This is a genomic window from Leuconostoc fallax (assembly GCF_004354645.1).
GTDB classification, from domain to species: Bacteria; Bacillota; Bacilli; order Lactobacillales; family Lactobacillaceae; genus Leuconostoc_B; species Leuconostoc_B fallax.
On record NZ_PUFI01000013.1, the window covers coordinates 1 to 26,769 of the forward strand.

At 38.3% G+C, this 26,769-nt stretch carries 29 protein-coding genes; 19 read left to right on the forward strand and 10 right to left on the reverse strand.

The genetic code is table 11. The features are described 5' to 3' along the window. Positions 1-439, forward strand: a 439-nt coding sequence (locus C5L23_RS03810; RefSeq protein WP_193617327.1) for an SH3-like domain-containing protein, incomplete at its 5' end; no start/stop codon positions are given. Positions 440-517: 78 nt separating this feature from the next. On the opposite strand, the gene C5L23_RS03815 is transcribed toward C5L23_RS03810, so the two are convergent. Then, on the reverse strand, positions 518-1,714 hold the full coding sequence (locus tag C5L23_RS03815; RefSeq protein ID WP_010006774.1) for a CPBP family intramembrane glutamic endopeptidase: 1,197 nt from the start codon (positions 1,712-1,714) through the stop codon (positions 518-520). Positions 1,715-1,918: 204 nt separating this feature from the next. On the opposite strand from C5L23_RS03815, the gene C5L23_RS03820 reads away from it, so the two are divergent. From C5L23_RS03820 to ubiE, 9 genes are all read left to right on the forward strand, one after another. After that, positions 1,919-4,273: a YhgE/Pip family protein gene (locus tag C5L23_RS03820; RefSeq protein WP_010006772.1), complete on the forward strand. Its 2,355-nt coding sequence runs from the start codon at positions 1,919-1,921 to the stop codon at positions 4,271-4,273. 40 nt (positions 4,274-4,313) lie between these two features. Beyond that, on the forward strand, positions 4,314-4,775 hold the full coding sequence (locus C5L23_RS03825; protein WP_010006771.1) for an RrF2 family transcriptional regulator: 462 nt from the start codon (positions 4,314-4,316) through the stop codon (positions 4,773-4,775). Between the two features lie 301 nt (positions 4,776-5,076). Further along, complete coding sequence (locus tag C5L23_RS03830) at positions 5,077-5,445, forward strand: GntR family transcriptional regulator (RefSeq protein ID WP_029508571.1); 369 nt, start codon at positions 5,077-5,079, stop codon at positions 5,443-5,445. After that, positions 5,442-6,347: an ABC transporter ATP-binding protein gene (locus C5L23_RS03835; RefSeq protein ID WP_010006769.1), complete on the forward strand. Its 906-nt coding sequence runs from the start codon at positions 5,442-5,444 to the stop codon at positions 6,345-6,347. The genes C5L23_RS03830 and C5L23_RS03835 overlap by 4 nt, the downstream gene beginning before the upstream one ends. Further along, positions 6,344-7,204 (forward strand): hypothetical protein, encoded by an 861-nt coding sequence (locus tag C5L23_RS03840; RefSeq protein WP_010006768.1) that lies wholly within the window; start codon positions 6,344-6,346, stop codon positions 7,202-7,204. Before C5L23_RS03835 ends, C5L23_RS03840 begins: the two co-directional genes overlap by 4 nt. Before the next feature lie 28 nt (positions 7,205-7,232). After that, a complete protein-coding gene (locus C5L23_RS03845; protein WP_010006767.1) occupies positions 7,233-8,141 on the forward strand; it encodes an ABC transporter ATP-binding protein in 909 nt (302 codons plus the stop codon). Then, positions 8,141-8,908, forward strand: coding sequence for an ABC transporter permease (locus tag C5L23_RS03850; RefSeq protein ID WP_010006766.1), 768 nt, complete (start codon positions 8,141-8,143; stop codon positions 8,906-8,908). The genes C5L23_RS03845 and C5L23_RS03850 overlap by 1 nt, the downstream gene beginning before the upstream one ends. Before the next feature lie 64 nt (positions 8,909-8,972). Continuing rightward, entirely contained in the window at positions 8,973-10,421 is a 1,449-nt protein-coding gene (locus tag C5L23_RS03855) for an o-succinylbenzoate--CoA ligase (protein ID WP_010006764.1), read from the forward strand. After that, positions 10,421-11,140 (forward strand): bifunctional demethylmenaquinone methyltransferase/2-methoxy-6-polyprenyl-1,4-benzoquinol methylase UbiE, encoded by a 720-nt coding sequence (ubiE, locus tag C5L23_RS03860; RefSeq protein ID WP_010006760.1) that lies wholly within the window; start codon positions 10,421-10,423, stop codon positions 11,138-11,140. Before C5L23_RS03855 ends, ubiE begins: the two co-directional genes overlap by 1 nt. A gap of 20 nt (positions 11,141-11,160) precedes the next feature. On the opposite strand, the gene C5L23_RS03865 is transcribed toward ubiE, so the two are convergent. The 6 genes from C5L23_RS03865 to C5L23_RS03890 all read right to left on the reverse strand — a co-directional run bounded on the left by C5L23_RS03865 (position 11,161) and on the right by C5L23_RS03890 (position 16,398). Beyond that, positions 11,161-12,300 (reverse strand): aminotransferase class III-fold pyridoxal phosphate-dependent enzyme, encoded by a 1,140-nt coding sequence (locus C5L23_RS03865; protein ID WP_010006759.1) that lies wholly within the window; start codon positions 12,298-12,300, stop codon positions 11,161-11,163. A 12-nt stretch (positions 12,301-12,312) separates the two neighbouring features. Beyond that, complete coding sequence (gene argB, locus C5L23_RS03870; RefSeq protein ID WP_010006758.1) at positions 12,313-13,047, reverse strand: acetylglutamate kinase; 735 nt, start codon at positions 13,045-13,047, stop codon at positions 12,313-12,315. Positions 13,048-13,084: 37 nt separating this feature from the next. Then, the gene (argJ, locus tag C5L23_RS03875) at positions 13,085-14,293 is read right to left on the reverse strand and encodes a bifunctional glutamate N-acetyltransferase/amino-acid acetyltransferase ArgJ (protein ID WP_010006756.1); all 1,209 of its coding nucleotides are present in this window, start codon (positions 14,291-14,293) and stop codon (positions 13,085-13,087) included. Positions 14,294-14,312: 19 nt separating this feature from the next. Continuing rightward, positions 14,313-15,359: an N-acetyl-gamma-glutamyl-phosphate reductase gene (gene argC, locus C5L23_RS03880; protein WP_010006755.1), complete on the reverse strand. Its 1,047-nt coding sequence runs from the start codon at positions 15,357-15,359 to the stop codon at positions 14,313-14,315. A gap of 179 nt (positions 15,360-15,538) precedes the next feature. Next, complete coding sequence (locus tag C5L23_RS03885; protein WP_010006753.1) at positions 15,539-16,057, reverse strand: YbhB/YbcL family Raf kinase inhibitor-like protein; 519 nt, start codon at positions 16,055-16,057, stop codon at positions 15,539-15,541. Further along, complete coding sequence (locus C5L23_RS03890) at positions 16,054-16,398, reverse strand: hypothetical protein (RefSeq protein ID WP_133264310.1); 345 nt, start codon at positions 16,396-16,398, stop codon at positions 16,054-16,056. The genes C5L23_RS03885 and C5L23_RS03890 overlap by 4 nt, the downstream gene beginning before the upstream one ends. An 81-nt stretch (positions 16,399-16,479) precedes the next feature. On the opposite strand from C5L23_RS03890, the gene C5L23_RS03895 reads away from it, so the two are divergent. Continuing rightward, positions 16,480-16,773: a hypothetical protein gene (locus C5L23_RS03895; protein WP_010006749.1), complete on the forward strand. Its 294-nt coding sequence runs from the start codon at positions 16,480-16,482 to the stop codon at positions 16,771-16,773. A 36-nt stretch (positions 16,774-16,809) separates the two neighbouring features. On the opposite strand, the gene C5L23_RS03900 is transcribed toward C5L23_RS03895, so the two are convergent. Together C5L23_RS03900 and C5L23_RS03905 are read right to left on the reverse strand one after the other, a co-directional pair. After that, the gene (locus C5L23_RS03900; protein ID WP_010006748.1) at positions 16,810-17,472 is read right to left on the reverse strand and encodes a potassium channel family protein; all 663 of its coding nucleotides are present in this window, start codon (positions 17,470-17,472) and stop codon (positions 16,810-16,812) included. A gap of 23 nt (positions 17,473-17,495) precedes the next feature. Continuing rightward, positions 17,496-18,896, reverse strand: coding sequence for a TrkH family potassium uptake protein (locus C5L23_RS03905; RefSeq protein WP_133264311.1), 1,401 nt, complete (start codon positions 18,894-18,896; stop codon positions 17,496-17,498). Between the two features lie 403 nt (positions 18,897-19,299). Between C5L23_RS03905 and C5L23_RS03910 the strand changes: the two genes are divergently transcribed. The 7 genes from C5L23_RS03910 (at position 19,300) to C5L23_RS03940 (ending at position 24,971) form a co-directional block, all read left to right on the forward strand. Then, complete coding sequence (locus C5L23_RS03910; protein WP_029508570.1) at positions 19,300-19,563, forward strand: helix-turn-helix domain-containing protein; 264 nt, start codon at positions 19,300-19,302, stop codon at positions 19,561-19,563. Positions 19,564-19,667: 104 nt separating this feature from the next. After that, positions 19,668-19,838: a hypothetical protein gene (locus C5L23_RS08505; RefSeq protein WP_010006746.1), complete on the forward strand. Its 171-nt coding sequence runs from the start codon at positions 19,668-19,670 to the stop codon at positions 19,836-19,838. A 172-nt stretch (positions 19,839-20,010) separates the two neighbouring features. After that, on the forward strand, positions 20,011-20,208 hold the full coding sequence (locus C5L23_RS03915) for a hypothetical protein (protein WP_010006744.1): 198 nt from the start codon (positions 20,011-20,013) through the stop codon (positions 20,206-20,208). 280 nt (positions 20,209-20,488) lie between these two features. Then, positions 20,489-21,154, forward strand: a complete 666-nt coding sequence (locus C5L23_RS08610) for a CPBP family intramembrane glutamic endopeptidase (RefSeq protein WP_240034421.1) — start codon at positions 20,489-20,491, stop codon at positions 21,152-21,154. A gap of 181 nt (positions 21,155-21,335) precedes the next feature. Continuing rightward, the gene (locus C5L23_RS03930; protein ID WP_010006740.1) at positions 21,336-22,901 is read left to right on the forward strand and encodes an ABC transporter ATP-binding protein; all 1,566 of its coding nucleotides are present in this window, start codon (positions 21,336-21,338) and stop codon (positions 22,899-22,901) included. After that, a complete protein-coding gene (locus C5L23_RS03935; RefSeq protein ID WP_010006739.1) occupies positions 22,898-24,013 on the forward strand; it encodes an ABC transporter permease in 1,116 nt (371 codons plus the stop codon). Before C5L23_RS03930 ends, C5L23_RS03935 begins: the two co-directional genes overlap by 4 nt. A 1-nt stretch (position 24,014) precedes the next feature. After that, a complete protein-coding gene (locus C5L23_RS03940; RefSeq protein WP_010006738.1) occupies positions 24,015-24,971 on the forward strand; it encodes an ABC transporter permease in 957 nt (318 codons plus the stop codon). A 27-nt stretch (positions 24,972-24,998) separates the two neighbouring features. Here C5L23_RS03940 and C5L23_RS03945 read toward each other — a convergent pair whose 3' ends face one another. After that, positions 24,999-25,913 (reverse strand): lactate/malate family dehydrogenase, encoded by a 915-nt coding sequence (locus tag C5L23_RS03945; RefSeq protein WP_010006737.1) that lies wholly within the window; start codon positions 25,911-25,913, stop codon positions 24,999-25,001. A gap of 272 nt (positions 25,914-26,185) precedes the next feature. Between C5L23_RS03945 and C5L23_RS03950 the strand changes: the two genes are divergently transcribed. Then, positions 26,186-26,743, forward strand: a complete 558-nt coding sequence (locus tag C5L23_RS03950; RefSeq protein ID WP_010006736.1) for an ECF-type riboflavin transporter substrate-binding protein — start codon at positions 26,186-26,188, stop codon at positions 26,741-26,743. Positions 26,744-26,769: the final 26 nt, after the last annotated feature.

The following is a 26,769-nucleotide window of genomic DNA, read 5'->3' on the forward strand; positions in this document are numbered from 1 at the left end:
CTTGTATATCAATAGTCGTAATGATGGTATGTACTTGAATGCACCATATCGTGCACAAGGTGCTAAACGATATGCTTCAACGAAGACATATACAGGGCAACGTGTGCAAGTGACATTACAACGTAAAGATACTCACGGTGTAACTTGGTATCTCACTAAGGTAGATAGTAAGCAGTTGTGGGTAGACAGCCATGCATTTGCACCAACCTTCACGCGTAATGTGTCGCTCAATGTTAAAGTGAACAGTTCAAAACGTAATGATGGGATTTACTTAAACGCACCATATGGCAATAAAAAAGCCAAGCGTATTGCATCAACAAAGGCATACAATGGTAAGCGTGTAAAAGCTAGTAAAGAATATAAAGATGCTAAGGGAGTAACTTGGTATTTGGTAAACCTTAATAATAAACAAGTGTGGATTGACAAACGTGCATTTTAATTAATGTGCGGTATATTCTGCATAGGTGATCAATAAAAAGCATGACAGTCTAAGACTGCCATGCTTTTTTATTGATCTTTATGATTTTAACAAACGTGCATTTTGCCAACAATATGTTGTCAAAACATAACTTACAATCATGACGACAATCAACCAAATAACAGATTGGACTATATCATGCCATGTAGCCGTTTCGGCTAGAAAACTATCGGTGGCGATAAAAGCGAGATAATCACCAACACCATGAATCATCATAACTAAAATGATATTACCGCTCCATGCATAAATTTGGCCCATTATAATACCAAAAGTTATGGCAAAGATGACTTGACCAATAACGCCACTTATTGGTGCGCCAGCAAGAATGTTGGAGGTGTGCCACAGCCCAAATAGCAGTGATTGGCTCCAAATCGCCCATAATATGCGGTGTTTACTTTGTTTTAAGACACGATAGATGAGAATGAGTATGAAAAATCTAAAGATTAATTCTTCACCAACACCTGCCCTGAAGGCAAGTGAGAAAAAGCTTGGATGCCACGTTATCGCTTTTAATCCTGTAGCATTACTGCCCCAAAACATCATGATCACCAACAAAATTAACAAGCTTCCCCACCAATGACGATATAAATGAGCCCAATTTGGTCGAGGCAATACCACATTTGCAAGAGATAGACGTGTCGCCAACCATATAAATAGTAGTGGTAGAGCAATGACCCCATTCACTACAAACGCTTGTAACACATTATTTGAGAAATCATTGTTTAAGATCAACACGGATGGATAACTTGTATAACTGTCAAAAACAATGAGAATTAACCAAAAAATCTCGATAATGGTGCTACGACGTGAACTGGGTAAAGGCAAAGCAATAGTTGTAACGACTGGTAGTAATAATAGCCATGAAGCCAAAATGAGTAAGATACCCATGATATCGGATATGTGCTGAGAAAATCCCATGAGTAATTGTATTTGCACACACAATTTTTGCAAAGCAAGCGGTACAAGTTGAAGGTATAACGGTAGTGCAATCCAACTATAGATGGTCTGGCCAATTTGCGAATGAAAAGATTGTGTTAGTCGCTTAAGTGGTCCGCTGTTAAATAAATCAAATTTAGCACCAAAAAAGACGAGTACTAGACTAAAGACGATAAACCAAGTCATATCAACAATATGATGTACTTGCAGAATACAAGTCAGTAACATAACACTAATAGTTATTATGAACAGAATTGATCTAATGCGATGATGATAAAATTTTTGTAACAATGTAGACACAGTATAAATCCCCCTAAAAATCACCTTTTACTGATGTATAACATTCAAATTTTAGCGTAATACTGGTCGTAATGTACTAGAGTTTTCAATATTTATGAAAATATTAACTGAAAGTTTACAAATCAATTTGCTTTTCAATCCAACCGTGTCTATAATATATCCATAGATAATTAATATACACGAATATAGTATGAGGTAAGAAGAATGAGGTTGTGGAGAAGTGCGGAATGGCAGCGCGTACGATCAAGGCGTGGTTTGTCTATTTTATTAGTCGGGATTATGTTAATTCCAAGTTTATATGCTGTAATATTTTTATCGTCGCTTTGGGATACATACGGTCAATTGGATAAATTACCAGTCGCAATTGTGAATCAAGATAGAGCAGCAGTGGTTAACAATCAACAGTTAACATTAGGCGATGATTTAACGCAAAATTTGCTAAAAAAGAAGCCACTTAAATTAACAGAAACAACGGCTGCTAAAGCTAAAAAAGGCTTACATGATGGTAAATATTATATGACAATTACCATCCCCGAGGATTTTTCAAAAAATTCAGGGACACTATTAAATAGTCAACCGAAAGTATCACAAATCAAAATTGCTCAAAATGGTGGCCAAAGTTTTATTGCCGAAAAGATGACGGCTTCAGCGGCACAAAAAATTCACAGTAAAGTTGAAAGTTCACTACAGCAAGTCTATAGCGAAAACTTGTTAAGTGCATTGCAATCATCAAAAGATGGCTTCAAGAATGGAGCTAAAGGCGCTGATAAATTGCATAGTGGTCTCACGCAACTACAAGGTGGTAGTGCTAAGCTAGCAAGTGGTACGGATCAACTAGCAAGCGGTGGTCAATCACTTGCCAACGGCGTCCAAACATATACGCAAGGTGTTTCTCGAGCTCAAAGTGGCAGTCAAACTTTAACGAATGGTATTGGTCAATTACAATCACAATTACCAACACTTTCAACAGGTGTGAATCAATTAGCTACTGGTGCATCACGTTTGAGTACTGGTATTCAGCAATACACACAGGGCGTCAACAAAGCCTATGATGGTAGTACACAATTGTCTGCTGGTTTGAGTAAAATGCAAAATGCATTAAACAGTCAAGATACTGCACAATTACTGTCTGGTATCAAAACTTTTCAAAGTAGTTTGGACAAATTAGAATCTGGCCTATCCGCCACCAATTCGAGTGAGAGTGAACAGGCAAAAATTACCGCCTCCGTCACAAATCTGGCAACTCAAATTAAATCTCTTGCTAGTATTCAAAGTAAGTTAGCAAGTACGGCTAAAGCACAAAATTTAACGTCGCAACAAACACAGGCGTTGGAACAAGCTATTTTACCGACGGTATCTACCACGACACAAGCAATGGCATCTGATTTAGGCACCCTTACAACAGAGCTAAATACCATGAAATCAGGAACGCAGTCATTAACAACGTTGAAAGATAGTGTGGCGCAGTTGAATAACGGCTTTGGTGGGATTGCTTCAGGTGTAACGACGCTTGTCACCACGTCAAAATCAGGCGTGGCAACCTTAAATACAGGTGCAACATCACTCAATAGTGGTTTAGCAACCTTAAATACAAATGCGACTTCATTAACGAGTGGTGCTAATCAGTTGGCAGGCGGTTTAAATACCTTGAATCAAAAAATACCAACATTGAGTTCTGGTGTATCACAATTAGCATCAGGTAGCCAATCACTAAGCAGTGGATTAGGCCAATTGACCGCAAATAATACTTCATTAACAAATGGTGCTGACCAGCTGTCTAGTGGTGCTGCAGCATTGAATTCTGGTGCTAAGCGCTCGCAACAAGCTGTTACACAAGTGACGGATGGGACGAATACACTGGCACAGAAGTTAGCAGATGGTGCTATCGAACTCGATGTTATTAAGACAAACCGTGCTAACGCTAAGGCATTAGCTAACCCAGTGCATCAGAAGACAACCAATTTGTCTAGTATCAAGAACAATGGGACGGGTATGACACCTTACATGATGTCCGTTGGTTTATTTGTTGGTATGCTGACAATGACAATGATTTATGACTTCATGGTAGTCGCCAAAAAGCCCCGTAATGGCTTTAGATGGTGGTTAGACAAGCAAACCGTTATTGGCCCAGTTGTTTTAGCTCAAGCAGTTGTGATGTTAGTTTTGTTAATGTTAGTCGATCAATTAAATCCTGTAAATGTTGCTGGTACCTTCATAGTGGCAATTATTATGGCCTTTTCATTCAACCAATTGGTTGTCTTATTCAATGTCGCTTTCGGAAAATTAGGTTCTGGTCTCATGTTAGTATTGATGGTACTACAGTTGAGTGCCAGTGCCGGTACGTATCCAATTCAATTATCCAATCGTTTCTTTGAGGCGATTAATCCCTATATGCCAATGACGTATAGCGTACGTGCACTACGCGAAACAATTTCACTAGGTGGCAGTTACGCCAGTGAAATCTTGATTTTGTTGGTCATTGGTTTAACCAGTATGGTTCTAACATGGGTTGTTTATCAAATGAAGTTGAAGCACAACCAGTTGGCTTTTGCTGATTAGGCTTGTGATAAGATAGAGAGTACAAAGGGAGGATGGCGTTATGAAGATGTCGCAAGCAGTTGAACAAAGCTTAGTGGTTTTAATTATGCTAGCTGTTCAACAAGACAATGCACCAGTAAAAAGTCATATTTTAAGTAGTCGTCTAGAAGTATCTGAGTCTTATTTTAAAAAGACGATGCGCAAGTTACGTATTGCTGGCATTGTGACGGCGATTGCCAGCAAAGAGGGTGGCTTTAAATTAGCGCGACCACTTCATCAAATTACATTATTAGATGTTTACGAAGCCATTGAAGGTGAAGACAGTTTTATTCACTCTACTCAATTAGCAGACCGTATTTTTAAAGGTAGTGATGAATTGGTTAAGAGCGGTACTAAAGAGGTACTGGCTATTATCTATGATGCTGAACAAGCTTTTAAACAAAAGCTTGCAGACTACACGATTGCTGATATATTAAGCCATATCGGTGAAGAGTCTATTGAAGCGATTGACTGGCGTGAATAAATTGTGTTTCACGTGAAACATTTAAAAGTATTAAGATTTTTAATCTTATTTTAATCTCATCAAGATAAGATATAAATATCAACATGAATTGATATAACGAAACCCCGTTGAGATAACGGAAACTCTCTCTCAAACATTTCTCTCAAATCTCTCTCATAAAAATCCCCGTATCTCTTTGATACGGGGTTTCGTTTTGTATTCAGTAAAATATTGACAAAATAAAGTGTACTGTGTATCATAGTACACGTAATACAGTGGGGAAAATAATGAAACTCTGTAATAAAGGAAGGACGCAATGATGATGGCTAAGATACAACATAATCAGCCGCTATATGAGCAGCTCATGTGGCGCATCAAAGCTCAGGTTGCGACCAGTGTTTTAAAAGTTGGTGATAAGTTACCTTCAGTTAGAGAGATGGCATTAATCGAAGGTCTAAATCCCAATACTGTTGCCAAAGCATACAAAGCTTTGGAGGGGCAACAAGTTATTGAGACTGTGGCTGGTAAAGGGACTTTTGTCAGACAAGTAGACACTGTTGTTGATGAAAAAGCGATTAACGAATTGCGTAATGATTTCAATAACATGATGATTGAAGCCAAACGGCTACAAGTAACACCAGAACAATTACATCAATGGATCGATGAATTTTATTTGGAGGGCCAACAATGACCTTAACAATTGCTAATATTTCAAAAAAGTTGAATAAAAAGCCGGTCATTGAGAATGCTAGTTTTCAAATAAATGAGGGCGAAATTGTTGGACTAGTTGGTCGAAATGGTGCGGGAAAAACGACTTTGTTTCGTATTATAAGTGGTGAGATATTACCAGACTTTGGCAGTGTTGGTTTAGATGACCAAGATTACCATCGAATGGTGGCTTTACATGATCAACTCTTCTATGTTGATATGCCCAATAATTGGATGACCAATTTTAATTCACAGCAAGTTAAACGTATCGTGCAAGCCTCTTATGAGAATTTCGATACCAGTTGGTATGACCAACAGATTACGCGATTCAAATTAGACGGTCGCCAAAAATTGAAGCAATACTCAAAGGGAATGCGCGCATTATTTACATTAATCGTGAGCTTTGCTAGTAATGCACAATACGTTTTATTGGATGAACCGCTAGACGGTTTAGATGTATTAGTACGTGATGAAGTGAAGCGTCTCATTGTTGAACGTGTGACGAATCAAAACACATCAGTATTGATTGCTTCTCATAATTTAGTGGAATTGGATACATTAACAGATCGTATCTTATTACTGAAGAATGGCACGATTATACGTTCATTTGAGGTCGATGGCGAACAAGATATTAAGAAATACCAAGTTGCCTATCGTTCAGAGACACTACCGGCCTTTTTGTCGGAACGTGGGATGGTCATTGCACATACTGGTCATGTTGCGACTGTTATATTTGATCATTTTGATGAGGCATTGGCAATTAAGTTAGCAGGCCCAACATTTCAATTTATTGAAGAATTGCCAATTAATTCGGAAGATATTTTCCGCGCGAGTTTCTCTAAAGATGGTTACGCTTGGGAGAGAGAGACGGAGATTGGTAAATGAGACAAGCAATTAAATTATATTATCAAATTAATCGGCGACAAATATGGTCCCAATGGCTAATTGTCTTATCCTTCATTATTCTTGGTATGGCGAATGATTATATTCAAGCACCGCATCATTTGAACTTTACGTCATCAGGGGTAACGGGAAGCCTATTGGGAATACTGTTCTTTATCTCAGCAGCGTGCATATTGAGAGATAAATGGACCCATATTAATACTTGGCTATTTACGCAGAATATTTCACGTGGACAGCTTTTCTTAGCAAAAGTGATATGGATGATGTGTTTGCCGATTGTTGTCGTCGTTGTCATTGGGCTAGGCGTAGCATTAATCACACATCCCCATAGTTTAATGAATGAAGTTGTTGATATTATTTCGACAGTGTTAACCAACACCGTTTCATTAGTGGTCTTTTTATTGATTATTAGTATTATTGGCATCACATGGCAGCGGATTGTTGGTTATGTATTTGTGATGATTACCTTTAGTTCGGCACTGGCTGTTGAGCGAGGCAATAAGTTAGCGTGGGTCAAACTATTGACTGATTTAAATACAACATATACGAATTTACTAATGCTATGTTTAATCGTTGTTTTATTGGGCTTTACTTATTACTTTTATAAGCAGATGGGTACAGATACAGATGAAGAAGCGGTTCGGATTCCAATGCTCAAATGGCCGATTGTGATTTTTGTTTTTGTGATGACAATCGTTGGTCTTTGGACAGGTTATTCGTATGATATAGAAGACAATTGGAGTATGTTTGTTTTAGCAGCTGTATTAAGTGGTACGACATACTACTTTGTATTTAAACCAACGATACAGTTACCAAAAATTTTCAGACGTAAGATGTAAGACACAGTGTTTTAATTTGGAGGGGAAAATGGCACTTTTAGAAGTTAAAAATGTGACAAAACAATATGGACATAAGAAAGTGATGGATAGCGTGACTTTCAATGTTGAAGCGGGGCATATCGTGGGATTAATCGGTCCTAATGGCGCTGGAAAATCAACAACAATGCGTGCGATTACAGGATTAATGAGTTACACATCAGGAAATATCCAGTTTGATGGACAACCGATTACATTTGAACAGCATACAGCATTAGATAAAGTAGGAAATCTCATTGAATATCCTGCTATTTATCCTAATTTAACGGCATTGGATCATCTTAAGTTGTACGCTATGGATACGCCGTCACCCGCAAATTTTGATGACTTGATGCGTCGTACTCAAATTGATGGTGAAAATTTTGGTAAGCGCAAAGCTAAGAAATTCTCGTTGGGGATGAAGCAACGTTTGGGCATCGCTATTGCTTTGATTCGAAATCCCAAAATGGTAATTCTGGATGAGCCAATGAATGGTTTAGATCCACAATCTGTCCATGACTTACGTGAATTGATTCGCTCATTGGCTGACGAAGGCGTTGCATTCTTGATTTCAAGTCATTTATTGGATGAGCTACAAAAATTAGTAGATGATGTGGTCATTATTAATGACGGTAAGATTATCAAGACCAGTCCGATTGCTGCAGTATTTGAACATGATCAGGTACATTATCAGTTAGTGACAAATGATAATATTTTGGCAATGCCAATTTTGGTAGATCAAGGTTGGCAAGTAGAAGATGAAAATGGCCAACTGTTAATTACTGGCCCAACTGGACCACAAGATATCATTACTGTATTGAATCAACATAACTTAACAATTGAAGGGCTAAATACTGTTCAAGCTAACTTGGAACAATCACTATTAGAATTGTTAAGTACTAACGATACGGAGGGGAAGTAATGTTAACTTTATTAAAACAAGAACTCTTTAAAGCACATAAGCAAAACCGGTTATGGATATGGTTATTACTAGCATTTATATTTCCAATTGCCGTATTAGCGGTCTTCAAAGGTACACGTAATGTTGAACGGCTTGTTGGATTTGGTGGTGGGATACCATATATTTACTTAGCAGCTATTATTTATAGTGCCTTATCGATTTCACAAGAATTTACTTTTGGTACTATTCGGCCACTGTTATCACGTCGATTCAACCGATTGAGTATCTTTATAAGTAAGATAGTATTGAATTTCATTGTCTACATTGGTCTTGTTGTGTCTGCCTTTATTGGTACAATCATCGCTAAGTTAATCTTTGTACCTAAAGCTGACTTTGGCAAGCAAATGACCGACACATTGACTGCTGGACAATTGTGGGGAATAGATACGATTCATCTTTTCTTAGAAATTATATTTATATCGGCATTAGTCATTATGATTACCAACATTGTTAAAAGCTCTGGTGCAGCTATTGGTTTGGGTGTTGTTTTGAGTATCGGAACACCCATTATATCTTCAATTTCGCTCAGCTTGATACAATTAGCACCCATCTTAAAATGGAATCCGCTGACAATTCTTATTGGATCAAGTATGCTTGGTATAACGCCTGATACGACATTAAATGCTATTTTCCATTTAAATAGTATGTCAATCATCATTGCTTACATTGTTTATATTGTTTTGTTCTACGGCATTGCTTATTATATTTTCCGTAAGCGTAGTGTATAAACTGATTTTCAAACGGCCTTGGGCCGTTTTTTTGTTGTATGATTATACTTGAGGTTTTATAACAATGGAAAATTGGTTACATAAGCGTGTGATGTTAACACCACACCGAGTTGCTGTAGAATATCAACAACAGACATTAACATTTTCAGAAGTAGAGCAAAAGGCGATTGCGTTGGCACATAAAATTGCCAGCATAGCAGAAAATGAATTGCGAATTGGGCTTATTACGACAAATAACATCAATGGATACCTGATGATTATGGCGCTGCAGCAATTAGGAAAACAGATTGTTTTTATTAATCGACGATTATCTGTTCGAGAAGTTAATGATCAAATAACTGATGCTGATTTGCATGTGATATTAGTAGATGATGGTTATTCACAACAACTCGATATTGATGATCAAATATCATTTCAGCAGCTTCAACAATGTGAAGCAACAGCAAAAAGTGTGATTGCTACTGAATTCCCAGATGATTTTGTAACGAGCATTATGTATACTTCGGGTACTACGGGTAAGGCCAAGGGTGTGATGCAGACTTATGGCAATCATTTTTATTCTGCCGTTGGTAGTGCGCTGAACTTAGGATTAACAGCAGAAGATGAATGGCTAACCGTAACGCCGATATTTCATATTAGTGGCTTTTCTATTTTGATGCGTGCGTTATTATATGGTATGCGCGTGGTACTCGTTGAAAAATTCAATGCGCATGATATTAATCAACAGTTAAAATGTCAATCTATTTCGGCAATTTCTGTAGTGCCGACAATGTTAAAAGCGTTACTCGCTGATTTATCAACAGCAGAACGTTACAATGCACATTTTAGGACGATGTTGTTAGGCGGTGGGCCAATTGATCGTGCAACGTTGGATAAGGCACGAGAACATGGTATACCCGTTATTCAATCTTATGGGATGACAGAAACCGCCTCGCAAGTCGTTGCGCTTAATATGCAGGATGCGACACGTAAAATTGGTTCAGCAGGGAAGCCATTATTTCCTGTTAGTTTAAAGATTGCTAATCAGATGGGACAACCAGTAGAAAAAGGATTAGTTTGGTTGAAAACACCGACACTAACCGTTGGCTATCTCAATCGTCCGTATCAATTAGAACAAAATGTACGTGATGGTTGGTTTAATACGGAAGATTTTGGTTATCTTGATAGCGATGGCTTTTTGTATATTGAGGGGCGTGAAGGGGATATGATTAGTTCTGGCGGTGAAAATATTTTCCCAGATGAAGTTGAAAAAACTTATCTCGCTTTACCCGATTTAGAAGACATTGTCGTATTAGGTATTCCAGATAATAAATGGGGACAGGTGCCTGTTGCGTTTGTCAAAGGCGAAGTAACAGGCCAACAATTGTATACATTTGGTCAAGCACAGCTTGCGCACTATAAGGTGCCAACGAAATTTTATCAGTTATCGCACTGGCCCCGAACGGCGAGTGGTAAAATACAACGTAAGCAAATGCAAACGATGATTAATCAAGCAACAGAATTGGAGATATAATGACACAACAACCGAAATCGCCAAAGAATACAAATGTGCAGGCGTTGTTTGACAAGATTGCCCCTGAATATGACCGTATGAATAACATTATTAGCCTCGGTGCACATCAAAAATGGCGCAAAAAATTAATGCAACAAATGACGATACCAGCAGGTGCCAATATTTTAGATGTTGCAACAGGTACGGCAGATTGGGCGATTGCCTTAGCCAAAGAAAGTGACGCTGCATCTCAAGTGGTCGGCTTAGATTTCAGTTCGGAAATGTTAGCAGTAGGTCAAAAGAAAGTGAATTTGACCGCTTATGCTGAGTGTATCACCTTAGTGCAGGGGGATGCGATGGCGATGGCTTTTCCAGATAATACATTTGATATTGTGACTATTGGTTTTGGATTGCGTAATTTACCTGATCCAATGCTAGGCCTTGAGGAAATGTTTCGTGTATTGAAACCAGGTGGTCAGTTAGTTATCTTAGAGACCTCCCAGCCAGATAATCCACTGATTAAGCCGTTTTGGCAATTATATGTTGGTAAAGTAATGCCGACTTTTGGTAAAGTGTTTGCGCGTGGTAAGTATAATGAATATAAATATTTAGATGAAACAACCGAACATTTTATGGACTATATGTCATTAGGAAAGCTGATGTTAACGATTGGCTTCCAAAAAGTTAGAATTTCACGTTTTAACTTAGGCGCCATTGCTGTACATTATGGCACGAAATAAAAACGACTAACGATAAACGGTTAGTCGTTTTTATATTGTTGTAAAATATGGTGTATTTTTTCAATACCAGTTTTCATTTCAGCAGGTGTCAGTGTTAGTGGCGGTAGTAAACGTAAAGTATTTTGACCAGCACTAAGTGTGATGACATGTTCTTCAAATAATAATTTCTCTACAACTTCAGCTACTGGTACATCTGGATGAAGTGCAATACCAATGATCATACCAAGACCACGAATATCTATTACAGAATCGAGGGACTGGAGTAATTTGAGGTGAGACCACATTTGCTTGACTTTGTCGGGTAATTCAGGCAATAAAGTGTCCAATACAGATAAGGTTGCGATAGCTGAACGCATTACCAGTGGATTTCCACCAAATGTTGAACCATGTACACCGTAACTAAAGGCATCTGCAATGTTATTCTTGGCTAACATTGCCCCAACTGGTAGACCATTGGCTAGACTTTTTGCACTAGTGATAATGTCTGGTTCAATAGCGTATTGTTCATAAGCAAATTTAGTACCAGTACGACCAATACCGGTTTGTACTTCATCAATGATTAACAAAATATGATGTTGATGTGCTAATTGTGCTAAATCTTTGATAAATGTTTGATCCGCAGGTATCACACCACCTTCACCTTGTACCAATTCAAACATAATTGCGGCAACATTATCATCAATAATCGCTTCAACACTTTGAATGTCATTAAAAGTAGCATATTTAAAACCAGCAGCCATTGGCATACCATGATGGATTGTATCTTGACCGGTTGCTGCCATAGCAGCGTAAGTACGACCATGAAAAGAATTTTTGAAAGTGATGATCGTTGCCTTTTTGGTGGCAATACGGGCCAATTTAATCGCAGCTTCGTTTGCTTCAGCACCTGAATTAGCAAAGTAGGCAGCATAATTTTGTCCACCTAATTGTTCAGCTACTTTTTCTTGTAGTGCATTATCATATAGATTGGGTAAATGCCAGAGTTGCTGGGCTTGATCAATTAAGGCAGCTTCAACTTCGGGATGGCGGGCCCCAATATTATAGACCCCAATACCACTTGATAAATCAAGATATTGCTGTTGATGGTCATCTTCCCAAATTGTATTTTGAGCTTTAACAAATTGAACGGGTAAACGATGATAGTTTTGAAGTAGTGTCATATGTTTTTATCCTTATGCGGTAACAAGTGTGCCATGTGTATTGACATGATCAGTAATATGAACGGTTGTCACACCTTGTGCAACAGCAGTTAAAGCATTATTAACTTTTGGAATCATGCCACCAGTGATAATGGATTGCATCTCTAATTCTTGTGCTAAAGTGGGTGTAATATGGTGCAAGATATTGCCTGCTACTTTGATGCCAGATACATCTGTCAGAAGATATAGATGATCAGCGCGGAGATGTTTAGCAATAGCCGTTGCGGCTTGATCAGCATTGACATTTAACCATTGCCCATCATTAGTAATAGCGAGTGGTGAAATAACGGGTATATAACCATTGTGAAGCTCTGTTTTAATGATCTTGACGTTCACTTGATCAATTTTACCGACTAAGCCGTAACAGGCTTGATTTAAAAATGACCCGGTTAAGAGTTGCGCGCTACCTGCATTTAAACCAATAGCATTGAGATTATTTTGGCGTAATTGATCTAAAATTTGTGGTTGAACTTGACCAATTAGTGCCATTTTTGTTAATTCGATACTCGTACTATTTGTCACACGAATACCATCTTTTTTAATAACGGGTTCGTTGAACTGCGCCATCAAATTAGAAATCATCGTACCACCGCCATGAACGATGACAACATATTTGCCCTGCTGTTGCCACTGCTTAATGGTTTCAAAAAACGTGGGTGTAAGTTGTGTGGCAGCATTGCCACCGATTTTAATGACGATTGTATGCATATGATGACCTCCTATGTCTGATGATGGGTGTGATAATTCAAGTTGTGTATAAAGCGTTGATTTTGACGTATTCGTAAGTTAAATCACAACCCCAAGCTTTTCCGATTGCATTGCCGCTATGCAAATCAATATCAATTGTGATTTCATCTTGTTCCAATTCTTGTGCTAACATCTGTTCATCATAGCTTACAGGTTGGCTAGCTAAGAGAACAGCAATGTTATTGATTTTGATATCAATATTTTGGGGGTTGATGATGACTGATGTTGCGCCGATGGCAGCGATGATACGTCCCCAGTTAGGATCCTTACCAAAAATCGCTGCTTTTACCAATGAGGAGCCGACAACTTTTTTAGCAATCATACGTGCATCATTCATTTCTTTAGCCCCATTGGTATGAACGCTAATGAGTTTAGTTGCGCCTTCGCCGTCTTTGGCCATATGAATCGCAAGATATTCGGTCACATAATGTAGCATTTGAGTAAATTGCGCATATGCTACTGTGTCTGCTAATATTTCTGGATTATTTGCTTGACCGTTTGCCATCACTAATACAGTATCATTGGTTGAAGTATCACCATCTATCGTGATTTGGTTAAAACTGGTCTCAACATCATCGGATAAGCTCTTTTGTAGTAGATCACTATTGATATTGGCATCGGTGGTAATGAAAGCGAGCATTGTAGCCATATTCGGATGAAGCATACCGGAACCTTTAGCAACCCCACTCATTGTGATGGTTGTACCTGAAATTTCCGCTGAAATCGTGACATGTTTTTCTAACGTATCGGTTGTCATAATTGCTTGAGCAAATGCGGGCGCATTGCCAGTAGCTTTTAATTGATGAATACCATGTGTGACTTTCTCAATTGGTAATACTTGGCCAATGATACCAGTTGAGGCTACTGCAACTAAATCTGTTGGTAGATTAAGAACATCGGCAGTGACTTGTTGCATTTCTTTTGCGTGTTGTAAGCCAATTGGTCCGGTTACGGCGTTAGCATTACCTGAATTGACAATAATGGCCTGTAATTGGCCTGATTGAATCGTATATTTGGTTAATTGCACCGGTGCGGCCTGAATTTGATTGGTGGTAAATACACCGGCAACACTGGCCGGTACATCAGAAATAATCCAACCAAGATCTTTTGACTTATGTTTTAAGCCAACATGTTGGCCATCTGCGTGAAAACCAAGTGGTGTGGCAATGTGCCCGTCTTCTATAATATTAATATTTAGGTCTGTCATCATATTATGTCCTTTAAGATTAGGCATAGGCTGCAATTAAGGATAGACCAGTTGTGTCTGGCAACCCAGCTAACAGATTTAAATTCTGAATGGCTTGTCCAGCAGCGCCTTTAATCATGTTGTCAATAACACTTACAATGGTAAGGTATCGTGTTTGGGGGTTGTAACTTAAACCGATATCAGTGAAGTTAGTGCCAACGACTGATTTGATATTGGGTAATTCATTCAATGCTTGAACACGAATGAAGGATTTATTGGCGTATGTTGTGGTATAAAGTTTGTGAATGGCTTCTGGCGTTATATCTTGGGTTAACTTAACATATGCGCTAATAAAAATACCGCGATTAATAGGTAGTAAAGAGGTCGTAAACTGTATCGTTTTGATACTGTTTTGCCACTTGTGGAGCTGTTGTACGATTTCAGGAATATGTTGATGTTCGTTTGGCTTATACATACTGAAATTCTCGTTGACGTTAATGAAATGGCTTGCAGTGCTGAGTGATTTACCGGCACCAGAAAGGCCACTTTTGGCATCTATAATCATATTGTCTGGGTCTAATAGGTCATGTTGTGCCAGTGGTGCCAGAGCGAGTAGGGTAGCTGTAGCATAGCAACCGGGATTAGCAATGTAGGTTGCATTGATCCCATCATCAGTTGGAAAATCAGCCAATCCATATTCAGCCTGCTGAAGTAATGTGGGATCGGCAGGTTGCTTATGATACCAGTGTTGATAGTCTGATGCGGTTAATCTAAAATCACCGGATAAATCAATCACTGGAAATTTTGCTTCAATAAATGGTTGCGCTAAGTCCTTGCTCACACCACTTGATGTGGCGAAGAATACGGCATCATTATTTTGCATAATTAAACGGCTATCAAATGAAGATAATGTTAAATTATACATACCTTTTAAATGGGGGAATACGCTGTCAATTGTGGGATTGTCTGCGCTAGTATTATAAACGGCTGTCACATTGAATTGTGGGTGTTGATGTAATAAACGGAGTAGTTCTAGACCACCATAGCCTGTTGCACCAACGATTGCTATTTTTTGAATATGTTGCATAAGGCTATCTCCTGTTCTTTTGATCATGATATATTGTGTCGCTATCTGATTTCTATAGACTAAATATTAATCTTTAGTGCATAAAATTGCAATTAATATACATTTTAGAGATGAATATATATAAAAAAACGTATAAAAAAGCATTTAACATTGTAATCAATGTTAAATGCTTTTAGGTATTAATGACTACGCGCTGGTAATTCTAGTGTTGCGCTTGCCAATATATGTGCCGCGCTTTGGGTACGTAAATCATTTAAGAAGAAACCATTTTGCAGAGGCAAGTTGGTATCTAGCGCACAAACTCGCAGTGTATAAAGGTGCGTTTTATCTGGTGGCATGGGCCCAATGTATGCTTGATTAATTTCGGGATTTTCTGGGGCCTGATTCATTTTAACATCATGCCAAGTGGAATTTGTACCATAAATAACATTTTTGAGCTGATGCGCTTTTAAATGCTCAGGAATGTTAGTAACGGGTAAGTTAGCGGCTAACCAATGAATCCAAGGAAAACCACCAACAGGCACAGCATCATAATCAATGAGGCTGACAGATAAGCTCTGGGCATTTTTCGGTATATCAGTGATTATCACGGGAAAGTTGACTGTCGGCATACCATCATATCGATAGTTATCAGGTGCAAATTTTGCGTATTGATCTGGAATAAAACCATTATGATCGAGCGTCACTTTTAATTTCATGTGTTTTCCTCCTCTAAACGATGAATGAGCTGACGCTTTTCTTGCGCCAAGAATGTCCGACTATCAATAGACATTTGCTGATTAAATTGTCGTAAGGCAGTGAAGCGTTTGACGACCAGATTAACTTTATTATCTATTGTTTGCACGTTTTGGGTCTCTTGATAGACTTGTTGGACAAAACGTGAAATAAAAGCTTTTTGATTTTCTACAGTATTTGCATTGTCATCGATAAAGAAAATCGTCGGATTTGCTGTTGTTTGCCATGAACTATCGTCGAACGTCATTGTTGCGGTGTGATTTTTATTTTTTTTAGATTTGAACCAATTGCTAAATATAGACATCAGAAATACCTCTCTCTTTATTTTACCGAACAAACGTTTTATTTGGTACAATAAAAACAACATTTAGGATTGGGGAAAATTATGTCAGCACATAAAACAGTATTCAACGATAAGCAGCGTATTTTACGGCTATATTCTGCAATGATTAGTAACCGAGAATTATCGATTGAAGAAATTGAGGATATGTTTTTCATTGGTAGAAAAACCGTGCAACGTGATATTTCAGAGTTGCGGACTTTTTTGCATGATTTACAGGTGGGGGAACCAATTAAATCAGAAATTATTTTCGATCGTCATTCAAAAAAGTATCGTCTGACTGAAGTAGATAATTTGTTTAATGTCTTTGATAAAATTAACGGTCTTGATGAAGAATAAAAAAGCTACTGCTCATATCACGAAGCAGTAGCTTTTTTATTCATTTGTTAATTGATCAAAATCATCAACCATATCTTTTGGCCCAACAACAGATACGATATCGTTAGGTTGTACGCGATATTTTCCTTCTGGTGCGACAACGATTTCACCCTCGTGACGGACAGCGATAACGTTAAGACCAAAGCGCTTTCGAATATTAAGATCACTGATTGTGCGGCCAGTAAAAGTGGGGTTAACAATTTGGACTTCAGCCATCGAATAGTCATCAGATAACTCAATGAAGTTGAGCATATTTGGTGCTAATAACTTACGGGCAATGCGTTCTCCCATTTCACGTTCTGGCTGTACCACAGTATCAGCACCAATTTTAGTGAGTACACGTAGATGCGTACGATTTTCAGCTTTTGCAATAACGTGCTTAGCGCCAAGATCTTTAGCATTAATCGTGGCTAAGATACTCGCTTGCATATTATGACCAATGGCAATGATAACATGATCAAAGCTTGCAATATCTAGTTTACGTAACACGTCTTCTTCTTGCGCATCTGCAATAATGACTTGTGTTGCGATATCACGATAATCATTGACGTTTTCTTCGTTGATATCAATTCCCAAGACATCTTGACCGTTAGCGATAAGTGTTTGTAGTAAAGCACCACCAAAACGTCCCAAACCAATAATGGCATATGTTTTCTTCATAGCTGCTACTCCTTATAGTAAGTTTAACCAATAATGACAGATTCTTCAGGATAACGATACTGTGCAGCCTCTTCATGAACATTCAGAATGGAGAACATAACAGTATAAATACCGACTCGACCAATGAACATCGCTAGCATAATAATGAGCTGACCGAACGTTGACAAATGGGGCGTGAGACCAAGTGACAAGCCAGCTGTTGCAAAAGCGCTGACAACTTCAAAAATAATATATTCTAAACCATATGTCTCTGATTTACCTTCACTTATCAGTAGTAAGAAAGACAATGTAGCTAAGAAAACTAATGATACAAAGACTAATAGCAATGCACGCACAATATTTTCATGTGGGAGACGACGGTGGGCAAAAGTAACATCCTTTTTACCACGTAAAGCGGCATTAGTTTGTAGAATCAAAACACCTAGGGTAGTTGTTTTGATCCCACCGGCAGTTGAGCCGGGTGTCCCACCAATGTACATTAATATAATAGTAAGTAAGATGGTAGCGGGCGCCATTTGGTCGAAACTAAATTCGGTAAAACCAGCGGTACGATAAGAAATTGACATGAATAAGGTATCAAAGGCGCTTTTTACTGGTGATAATTCATGAGCAAAAGCCAAGTTGGATTCAGTGATTTCAAATAATATAAAACCACCAAAAATCAAACTACCGGTCATGAGTAAGGCAAGCTTGGAATGTAATGTTAAGCGTCTAGTGCGATAGTACCAGAGTAAGTCACGCCAAACTAAGAAGCCAAGTGAACCGGCTACGATTAATAAAGCAAGAATGAATAAAACAATAGGTTGGTTAATATAATCGCTTGTACCATTGGGTAAAATAGAAAATCCTGAGTTTCCAAAGGCTGAAATAGCATGAAAAACGGCAAAGAAAAGACCGCGTTGCCAACCGAAATCATGAATCATAAATGGTGCTAATAAAGCAGCACCGACAATTTGGATAATGACTGATAATTTAATGACATAACCAAAAACAGATTGCGTATCGTACAATGTTTGTAGGTTATAAACTTCCTGTACCATTAATTTACTTCTTAAATCCATGCGCCGTTTTGTCGCTGTGAAGAGCAGTACTGAAAAGGACATGAAACCAAGGGCACCAATTTCAACTAGCATAATAATGACGCATTGCCCAAAAACTGTCCAATGTGTTGCGGTGTCCACGACGGTTAACCCTGTCACAGAAGCAGCACTCGTGGCAGTGAACAGCGCGTTCATAAAGTGGTGAGGATTATCAGTATGATAACTAATGGGTAAGAGTAGTAGCAATGTACCAACAGTGATAACACTCAAAAAACCTAAAGTTAATCTTTGTGGCATTGAGATACTCGACCAAAAGGATAGCCTCTGGAGATGATGCAGTTTATTCATTTCTTTTTGTGTGGGTAAATCAATTTTTCTAGACATATGTATTGTTATGATCTACTTTCTGAAAATAAAATATTCAGTGACATGATGTGGCTTTATTGCGATGGCATAAGAATTCTCTAACGATTTAAACTTGAGGTTTTTTGGCGGGGTGCCTCTTGTGAGGCTTTTTAATTAGAGACAGGTTGAAAAGACATACAGCATTTGCAGTGAATTGTTACTATGTCAACTTTTTACCGTGCGAAGTGCTTTGTTTCTGTTGCTAACTTTCATGATGATATCCAAAAGTCATGCTCTAATAAGTATGATATAACAAAATTTGGATGAGTCCAACATACTACCATAAATTGTGTTAGAAATCATTAAAAATTAACCATCATTTAATTAGCGACATGGAGTTTATAAAATAGATATTATGATAATGCATCATAAGGGGGGATAAATGATGAAAAAGAATATTTTTTGCCACTTAAGTGAGGCCGACATGGCAAAAATTAGTGGTGGGGGATCAGAAGATATTGCTAATAATATCAAACAAATCCGTTTGAAATTGGGATACAAGAGAGTGGATGTGGCGGAACAATTAAATATCAGCGTATCAACGATAGCAAAGTATGAAACTGGGTCAAGAATACCTGATATTGATACTATCATTCAATTATCCGAAGTATTGCATACTAATGTAAATAATTTAATTTTTAAATGAAATGATATTGAACGAGAAAGTTAGTTGTATGGACAAAACGTCCCAATTTTTATGGATATGATTTTATATAATATGAATATATTACGAAAGGGGGATAACTGTTTATGGAAAAGTTATCAGAACAGGAATTAGCAAAAGCTTCGGGGGGATGTCCACTATTGCCAATTGTAGTGACAGTTGCTGCTAGTGGCGCACATTTTGTTGCAAAAGATGGATGGAACCATTTGGATCAAATTCGGTCAGGATGGAGAAAATCAGGTAATAGCAAGTGGTAAAAAAATATGTGTATAGCGGATTAAGCATTATGCTTGGTGTTTTTCTAGCACGTATTGGGTTAAACTTTGTCTCAGAAGAAAGTTTTTTCTACGGATGGTACGATGCAGTGCAGTCTGCTACTGTAATATTTTTGTTCTACATTTTGTATTTTTATTTAAGGAGAAGTAAAAAATGGATTTCAAAACACAACCGAATGTACTGAGCTTGGAAAAGTTAATGATGATTAGTGGAGGCTCAACGGATGGTTCTTGGGAGGATTTTGGTGCAGGGTTGCATAAAACAGTGAATACAGTTATTTATGCTGGAACAACTGTGGCAAGAGCTCATACTAGAAGTCATCAACGATGCTTTACTGGAAACAAGTGGTAATTTTATCTCAATGAAAAACTACATAAGCTTGGTTTTTAGAGAAATATCATAACATATGGAAGTTTACTTTAATATTTAACAATTTGAATGTTTTTGACACCATAAAAGACCGTGCCAATGGAAACTATTATGTTATATATCCCTGGGGCTCTTGTCATCTATTTAATTTTTTAGATTTATCCAAAATGTGTGCATAGCTAAATTAGTGGACAAGATATGCTCCCTGTTATCTAAAATGAGACCGCAGTAATAACTGAACTAATTATTGAAAGGGTAATCAATGATATTTAATCGTGCAATAACTGTCATATCAAAAAAGGCAGGACAACTTATTGAATTAGTTTTATTGACAATATTAATTGATATTATTTTAGGCGTGCCGCCGTTCTTTGCATTTATAGATATGTTTAACGTGTGGTTCGTGTTATTATCGATTATACTTGGGGGCGTTATTTCATATTTGGGCTATCGTTACTTAGCCGCAAAGACGAATGCTATTTTTGAGAGAATTAATCTGAAAAAAATAGGATTTGTTATTATGATGCTATGCCTAACAATGTTTCTGATGGATTTGATAATACCGGCTATATTTGGACAAAATCAAGATAGTAGTTCAAATCAAAAAATGATTGAAACCATGCTTCATCAAGGTGGAATCATTGCATTATTATTTAAATTGAATGTTGTTATTATTGCACCAATAATTGAAGAAATTGCTTTTCGTGGTATTATATTTGAAGAGGCTCGGCCTCTAGGGAAAGTTGTACAGCTTGTTTGGCCAACATTTGTTTTTGCAGCAGTCCACTGGCCATCCACACCGGAACAATGGACTGTTTATTTAACCGCTAGTACACTGTTGATGATTGTTCGCCTAGTGACCAAAAAGTTACAATATTCAGTAATGTTTCATATGATACATAATTTACTGGCCATATTTAGCTTGTAGAATAAAGAAAAGTAATGAGGATAGGTGGGGACACCTCAATTTGCTCTAATCAATAGGTAAAATGATTGCAACATACGTGTTTAGAGAACATGGTATAATATTATTTAAGGGAAATTCCGCGTACAGTATTTGTCCGCGGAATTTTTACAATTTATACTATATAGAAAGAATCAGAGAGCATATGACCGAATTAACACCAGTCATTGAGATGCAACATATTACCAAAAAATTCGGTAGTTTTGCGGCCAATGATGATATCAATTTGAAAGTCCAACAAGGTGAAATTCACGCGTTACTTGGTGAAAACGGTGCTGGTAAATCGACATTAATGAATATTCTAACGGGGTTACTACAACCTACTAGCGGTAATATTCTTATTAACGGTCAACCCGTAACAGTGGATTCACCAACTAAAGCGAACCAATTAGGTATTGGTATGGTTCACCAGCATTTTATGCTTGTGGATGCCTTTACTGTGACTGAAAATATCGTTTTGGGTTCCGAAATTACGCGTGGCTTGAGTCTTGACACTAAGACAGCGGTTAAAAGAATTCAAGCTTTATCTGATCAATATGGATTAGCCGTTGACCCGACAGCAAAAATAGCGGATATATCTGTTGGACAACAACAACGTGTTGAGATTCTGAAGACACTATATCGTGGTGCAGATATTCTGATTTTTGATGAGCCGACAGCTGTGTTGACACCACAAGAAATCGAAGAATTGATTACGATTATGCATAATTTAGCCAAAGAAGGGAAATCAATTATCTTGATTACCCACAAGTTGGATGAAATCAAGGCTGCGGCTGATACAGTGACAGTCATTAGAGCGGGAAAGTCGATTGATGCTTTCCCTGTCGCTGGGGTTTCTTCTCAACAGTTGGCTGATTTAATGGTTGGTCGTGAAGTTAGTTTTAAGACGGAAAAGCAATCTGCTCAACCCAAAGAGACGGTATTAAAACTGGACAATTTAACAGTTAAGGATGCACGCGGTGTGGCAGCAGTTAAGGATTTATCCTTAGAAGTTAAATCAGGCGAAATTGTTGGTATTGCTGGTATAGATGGTAACGGACAAACTGAATTAGTTCAAGCGATAACGGGCCTAACGCCAGTTCAAAGTGGGCAAGTCATGCTTAATCAAAAGGATATGACGAATAAGAGTCCTCGAAAGATAATCGAGAGTGGTGTCGGGCATATACCGGAAGATCGTTTGCGTTTTGGCATGCAAACGCATATGACGTTGGTCGAAAATATGATGCTACAGACGTATTATCAGGCGCCTATTTCTCATTATGGTGTGATCAATCCGGAAGCTGAAGACAAGATGGCTAATCGCCTGTCACAAAAATTTGATGTGCGTGCTTCAGGTATTCACATTGTGGCCGGATCAATGTCTGGCGGTAATCAGCAAAAGGCAGTTATTGCGCGTGAATTAGATCGTGATAATGATTTGATTATTGCAGCACAGCCGACACGCGGATTGGATGTTGGTGCCATTGAATATATTCATCAATGCTTGATTGATCAACGCGATGCTGGCAAGGCAGTGTTGGTGGTCAGCTTTGAATTAGATGAGATTCTTAATTTGTCTGACCGAATTGCTGTTATTAATAACGGAAAGATTGTTGGTATTGTTGACGCACAATCAACGAATAAACAAGAATTAGGCCTTTTGATGACGGGGATGAATTTGGATGAAGTTAAGGCTACTTTAAATGAACCAACAGAGGTAAACACACTATGAACTCAACTATGAAACAAACATCATTCTCTGTTGCTGCTTTTTCCGTTATATTTGGTTTACTTGTTGGTGCATTGATTATGCTGGTTTTTGGTTACAATCCAATATCTGGCTATATTGCCCTAATGAGTTCGGCTGTCGGATCAATGCAAAACATTGGTGGTGTTCTCACACAAATGACACCTCTCATCTTGACAGCTCTTGGCTTTACAGTAGCAAGTTCTGCTGGATTCTTTAACATCGGGTTATCTGGTCAAGCACTTGCTGGTTGGGTTGGCGCAGTATGGTATGCATTGAGCTTTCCCAACTTACCTGCTTACGTTATGATTCCTAGTGCCTTGATTTTGGGAACAGTCTTGGGTGGGATTGCTGGTGCTATTCCAGGTTGGTTACGTGCGCAGTTTGGCGCGAGCGAAGTGATTGTAACGATCATGATGAACTATATCTTGTTATATACAGGAAATAATATTTTGCAAAATGTCATGGCACATGGCATTAAAGAATCAGCACAAACGACCAAACAGATTGGTGCCAATGCTACGTTACAGATGCCATGGCTAACGCAATTAACACAAGGTTCTAGCGTATCTGCTGGTATTGTCTTAGCGCTGGTTATGATTGTTGTCATATGGTTCGTTATGAAAAAGACAACATTAGGATTTGAAATCAGGGCGGTAGGCTTGAATCCCGATTCAGCAAGATATGCTGGTATGCCATCTAAGCGTACAGCTGTTGTTGCTATGGCAATATCAGGTGGTTTAGCTGGTTTGGCTGGTACGATTGAAGGATTAGGTAACTATCAATATTTCTTTACACAAAACAGTTCGCCCTCAATTGGTTTTGATGGTATGGCCGTGGCGTTGTTGGGAAATGGTTCGTATCTGGGTGTTTTAGCAGCCGCGATTTTGTTCTCAGTACTCAAAATCGGTGGATTGGGTATGCCAATGAGTACAGGTGTTCCTTTTGAATTAGTGGATATTGTAATTGCTTCGATTATTTTCTTCGTTGGTGCTAATTATTTGATACGAATCATTCAAAAGCGGATTCATGAAATGGATGCCAAGGCTGAAGTGACGGCTGAGCATAAAAAGCAGCAAAAGAGCGGGGGACAATAAGATGTCATTGATGAGTATTTTAACATTAGTTATTTCAAGTACTTTGGTTTACTCCGCACCACTTATTTTTACCTCTATTGGTGGTACCTTTTCTGAACGTGGTGGTGTTGTTAACGTTGGGTTAGAGGGTATCATGGGTATTGGTGCTTTTGCTGCAGTTGTCTTTAATCTAACTTTTGCAGATCAGTTTGGCGCCTTGACACCTTGGCTAGGCTTGCTAGCTGGTGCGATTATCGGTTTGTTATTCTCACTTTTGCATGCAGTGGCAACAGTCACACTACGAGCCGATCATATTATTTCTGGTACGGTGATTAATCTGATGGCACCAGCATTAGGTGTTTTCCTGATCAAAGTGATTTATGGCAAAGGTCAGACTGAACCCATTTCGCGTGATTTTGGTTATACTAGTTTGCCATTATTAAAAGATATTCCGGTTATTGGTGATTTGTTTTTTGCCAAAACATCAGGGCCTGCTTGGTTAGCGATTATTATTGCAGTCTTATCATGGTATCTTATTTTTAAAACAAAGTTTGGTTTGCGTTTGCGTTCGGTGGGTGAAAATCCACAAGCAGCAGACACATTGGGCTTAAATGTTGCACGTTTGCGTTATGCAGGCGTTATGTTGTCCGGTATTCTAGGCGGTATTGGTGGTGCTGTTGTGGCACAATCTATTTCATTGAATTACAGTGCTGGGACAATTGTTGGGCAAGGATTCGTTGCTATGGCAGCCATGATCTTTGGCCGTTGGAATCCTTTGGGCGCTATGGCGGCATCGCTTTTCTTTGGCTTGTCACAGTCACTGGCTGTGGTTGGTGCTCAATTACCAGTGATTCAAAATATTCCCTCAATTTACTTGCAAATTGCACCTTACGTCTTAACAATTGTGGTACTGGTCTTCTTCTTTGGTAAGACACGTGCACCGAAAGCAGACGGCGTGAATTATATTAAAGCAACATAAAAAAGTAGCCCAGCTGGGCTACTTTTTTTATATGAGATGTTGTGTTTTTTGTTGAATCGCTTTGGCACTAGCTAAAAGTTTTTCTTTCTCATCATCGTGTAATGGCAGGTTAAATTCAGCGACAATGCCTTCGCGACCAATAACGGCTGGAGACGAAATGTAGCTACCTAATTCTATATTAAAATGAGAAACAATACTCTCTCGATGGGCATCTGATAGAATGAGTTCTAGGAGAGAAACAGCAGCGTGAGCAATTGCAAAGTTTGTGTAGCCTTTCCCAGAAAAAACAGTGAAACCGCCAATACGAGCTGCTTGTTCAATTTGCGTGAGATTGAGATCGTAATGCTGAGCGAGTGTGTCAATGTTTTCACCGAGAACATTGACGGTTGACCAAGCAGCAAACTGAGAATCGCCATGTTCGCCTAACACGTATCCATTAATACTACGTGGATCTAGATGTAGAATATCAGCTAAACTGCGCTTTAATCTAGCCGTATCGAGATAGGTACCAGTACCGATGACTTGATTATGTGGTAATCCTGTGGCTTTTTGATAGATACCGGTAATCACATCAACAGGGTTTGAGATAACTAAGAGTACACCATGAAAACCAACATGTTGAAGATCAGCGCCAACTTGTCGTGCTTCAGGGGCATTAGCTCTGAGCTCTTCAAAACGATCACCACCTTCGGTGATGAGATCGATATGACCCAAAGCGCTAATCACGACTTCTGCATCTGCTAGATCATTATAGTTACCCGCATGAATGAATATATGCTTATCTAGTAGACTTGCACTATCGCGTAAATCTAACTCCTCACTGGCTAATTTAGCAGTATTATGGTCAATTAAGACCAATTCATCTGCTAATCCTTGTGACACAATAATATGGGCAACAGTCACACCGACGTGGCCAATACCAACGATACCAACTTTTCTCATAACTTATGACCTCATTTAATCTTCTTTATCTTTATATTATAATAATAACATTAAATTACTATTAGAATAGGCACATTTGACATCTTGGGTCTAAATTACTAGAATTTTATTACGTCAGTATGGTGATGACAGCCAAATAATTGTGATATTAATATGGTATTTTAATAAAATATTTGGTTTTTTACGCAAAAAATATGATTTCTGCGGTATGATAAGCCGTGTGAAGTTTTCATCATTCAACATTATATACTTATATGAAAGAAGGCATACTCATGCGAAAGAAAAAAGGGTTGTCCGTTAGATCAGTTGTCGCAACGGGTATTGGCGCAGCTTTATTCTTTGTGCTAATGAAATATTTAGCGATTCCAACCGGTATTTCGAATACAAATATTAATGTAGCGGAAGGTTTGCTTGCTTTAATGGCTGGTTTATTTGGCCCGGTTGTTGGTTTTTTGATTGGCTTTATTGGTCATGCGCTAAATGACGCCGTTACTTATGGTTCACCTTGGTGGTCATGGGTGTTTGCGGATGCTGTTTTTGGTCTATTGATTGGTTTAAGTAGAAGGTTTTTAGCATTAGAATATGGTCAATTAGGTGCTAAAAAACTGATTCAATTCAATATTTGGCAGATTATTGCTAATGCGATTGCTTGGTTAGTTGTAGCGCCAATCGGTGATATTTTACTTTATAAAGAGCCGGCTGCTAAAGTCTTTTTGCAAGGAATTGTGACAACAGTTGCTAACTCATTATCTGTCGCTATTATCGGCTCACTATTTTTGGTAGCTTATGTAAAATCACGACCACGTAAGAGTTCATTGCGTTCAGAATAAGGTAATAAAGAGCATCATAATGATTG

Bases quoted from the DNA above. Each gene is read 5' to 3' on its own strand.
- C5L23_RS03820 (WP_010006772.1), top strand. From the start codon at position 1,919: ATGAGGTTGTGGAGAAGTGCGGAATGGCAGCGCGTACGATCAAGGCGT.
- C5L23_RS03825 (WP_010006771.1), top strand. From the start codon at position 4,314: ATGAAGATGTCGCAAGCAGTTGAACAAAGCTTAGTGGTTTTAATTATG.
- C5L23_RS03830 (WP_029508571.1), top strand. From the start codon at position 5,077: ATGGCTAAGATACAACATAATCAGCCGCTATATGAGCAGCTCATGTGG.
- C5L23_RS03835 (WP_010006769.1), top strand. From the start codon at position 5,442: ATGACCTTAACAATTGCTAATATTTCAAAAAAGTTGAATAAAAAGCCG.
- C5L23_RS03840 (WP_010006768.1), top strand. From the start codon at position 6,344: ATGAGACAAGCAATTAAATTATATTATCAAATTAATCGGCGACAAATA.
- C5L23_RS03845 (WP_010006767.1), top strand. From the start codon at position 7,233: ATGGCACTTTTAGAAGTTAAAAATGTGACAAAACAATATGGACATAAG.
- C5L23_RS03850 (WP_010006766.1), top strand. From the start codon at position 8,141: ATGTTAACTTTATTAAAACAAGAACTCTTTAAAGCACATAAGCAAAAC.
- C5L23_RS03855 (WP_010006764.1), top strand. From the start codon at position 8,973: ATGGAAAATTGGTTACATAAGCGTGTGATGTTAACACCACACCGAGTT.
- ubiE (WP_010006760.1), top strand. From the start codon at position 10,421: ATGACACAACAACCGAAATCGCCAAAGAATACAAATGTGCAGGCGTTG.
- C5L23_RS03865 (WP_010006759.1), bottom strand. From the start codon at position 12,300: ATGACACTACTTCAAAACTATCATCGTTTACCCGTTCAATTTGTTAAA.
- argB (WP_010006758.1), bottom strand. From the start codon at position 13,047: ATGCATACAATCGTCATTAAAATCGGTGGCAATGCTGCCACACAACTT.
- argJ (WP_010006756.1), bottom strand. From the start codon at position 14,293: ATGACAGACCTAAATATTAATATTATAGAAGACGGGCACATTGCCACA.
- argC (WP_010006755.1), bottom strand. From the start codon at position 15,359: ATGCAACATATTCAAAAAATAGCAATCGTTGGTGCAACAGGCTATGGT.
- C5L23_RS03885 (WP_010006753.1), bottom strand. From the start codon at position 16,057: ATGAAATTAAAAGTGACGCTCGATCATAATGGTTTTATTCCAGATCAA.
- C5L23_RS03890 (WP_133264310.1), bottom strand. From the start codon at position 16,398: ATGTCTATATTTAGCAATTGGTTCAAATCTAAAAAAAATAAAAATCAC.
- C5L23_RS03895 (WP_010006749.1), top strand. From the start codon at position 16,480: ATGTCAGCACATAAAACAGTATTCAACGATAAGCAGCGTATTTTACGG.
- C5L23_RS03900 (WP_010006748.1), bottom strand. From the start codon at position 17,472: ATGAAGAAAACATATGCCATTATTGGTTTGGGACGTTTTGGTGGTGCT.
- C5L23_RS03905 (WP_133264311.1), bottom strand. From the start codon at position 18,896: ATGTCTAGAAAAATTGATTTACCCACACAAAAAGAAATGAATAAACTG.
- C5L23_RS03910 (WP_029508570.1), top strand. From the start codon at position 19,300: ATGATGAAAAAGAATATTTTTTGCCACTTAAGTGAGGCCGACATGGCA.
- C5L23_RS08505 (WP_010006746.1), top strand. From the start codon at position 19,668: ATGGAAAAGTTATCAGAACAGGAATTAGCAAAAGCTTCGGGGGGATGT.
- C5L23_RS03915 (WP_010006744.1), top strand. From the start codon at position 20,011: ATGGATTTCAAAACACAACCGAATGTACTGAGCTTGGAAAAGTTAATG.
- C5L23_RS08610 (WP_240034421.1), top strand. From the start codon at position 20,489: ATGATATTTAATCGTGCAATAACTGTCATATCAAAAAAGGCAGGACAA.
- C5L23_RS03930 (WP_010006740.1), top strand. From the start codon at position 21,336: ATGACCGAATTAACACCAGTCATTGAGATGCAACATATTACCAAAAAA.
- C5L23_RS03935 (WP_010006739.1), top strand. From the start codon at position 22,898: ATGAACTCAACTATGAAACAAACATCATTCTCTGTTGCTGCTTTTTCC.
- C5L23_RS03940 (WP_010006738.1), top strand. From the start codon at position 24,015: ATGTCATTGATGAGTATTTTAACATTAGTTATTTCAAGTACTTTGGTT.
- C5L23_RS03945 (WP_010006737.1), bottom strand. From the start codon at position 25,913: ATGAGAAAAGTTGGTATCGTTGGTATTGGCCACGTCGGTGTGACTGTT.
- C5L23_RS03950 (WP_010006736.1), top strand. From the start codon at position 26,186: ATGCGAAAGAAAAAAGGGTTGTCCGTTAGATCAGTTGTCGCAACGGGT.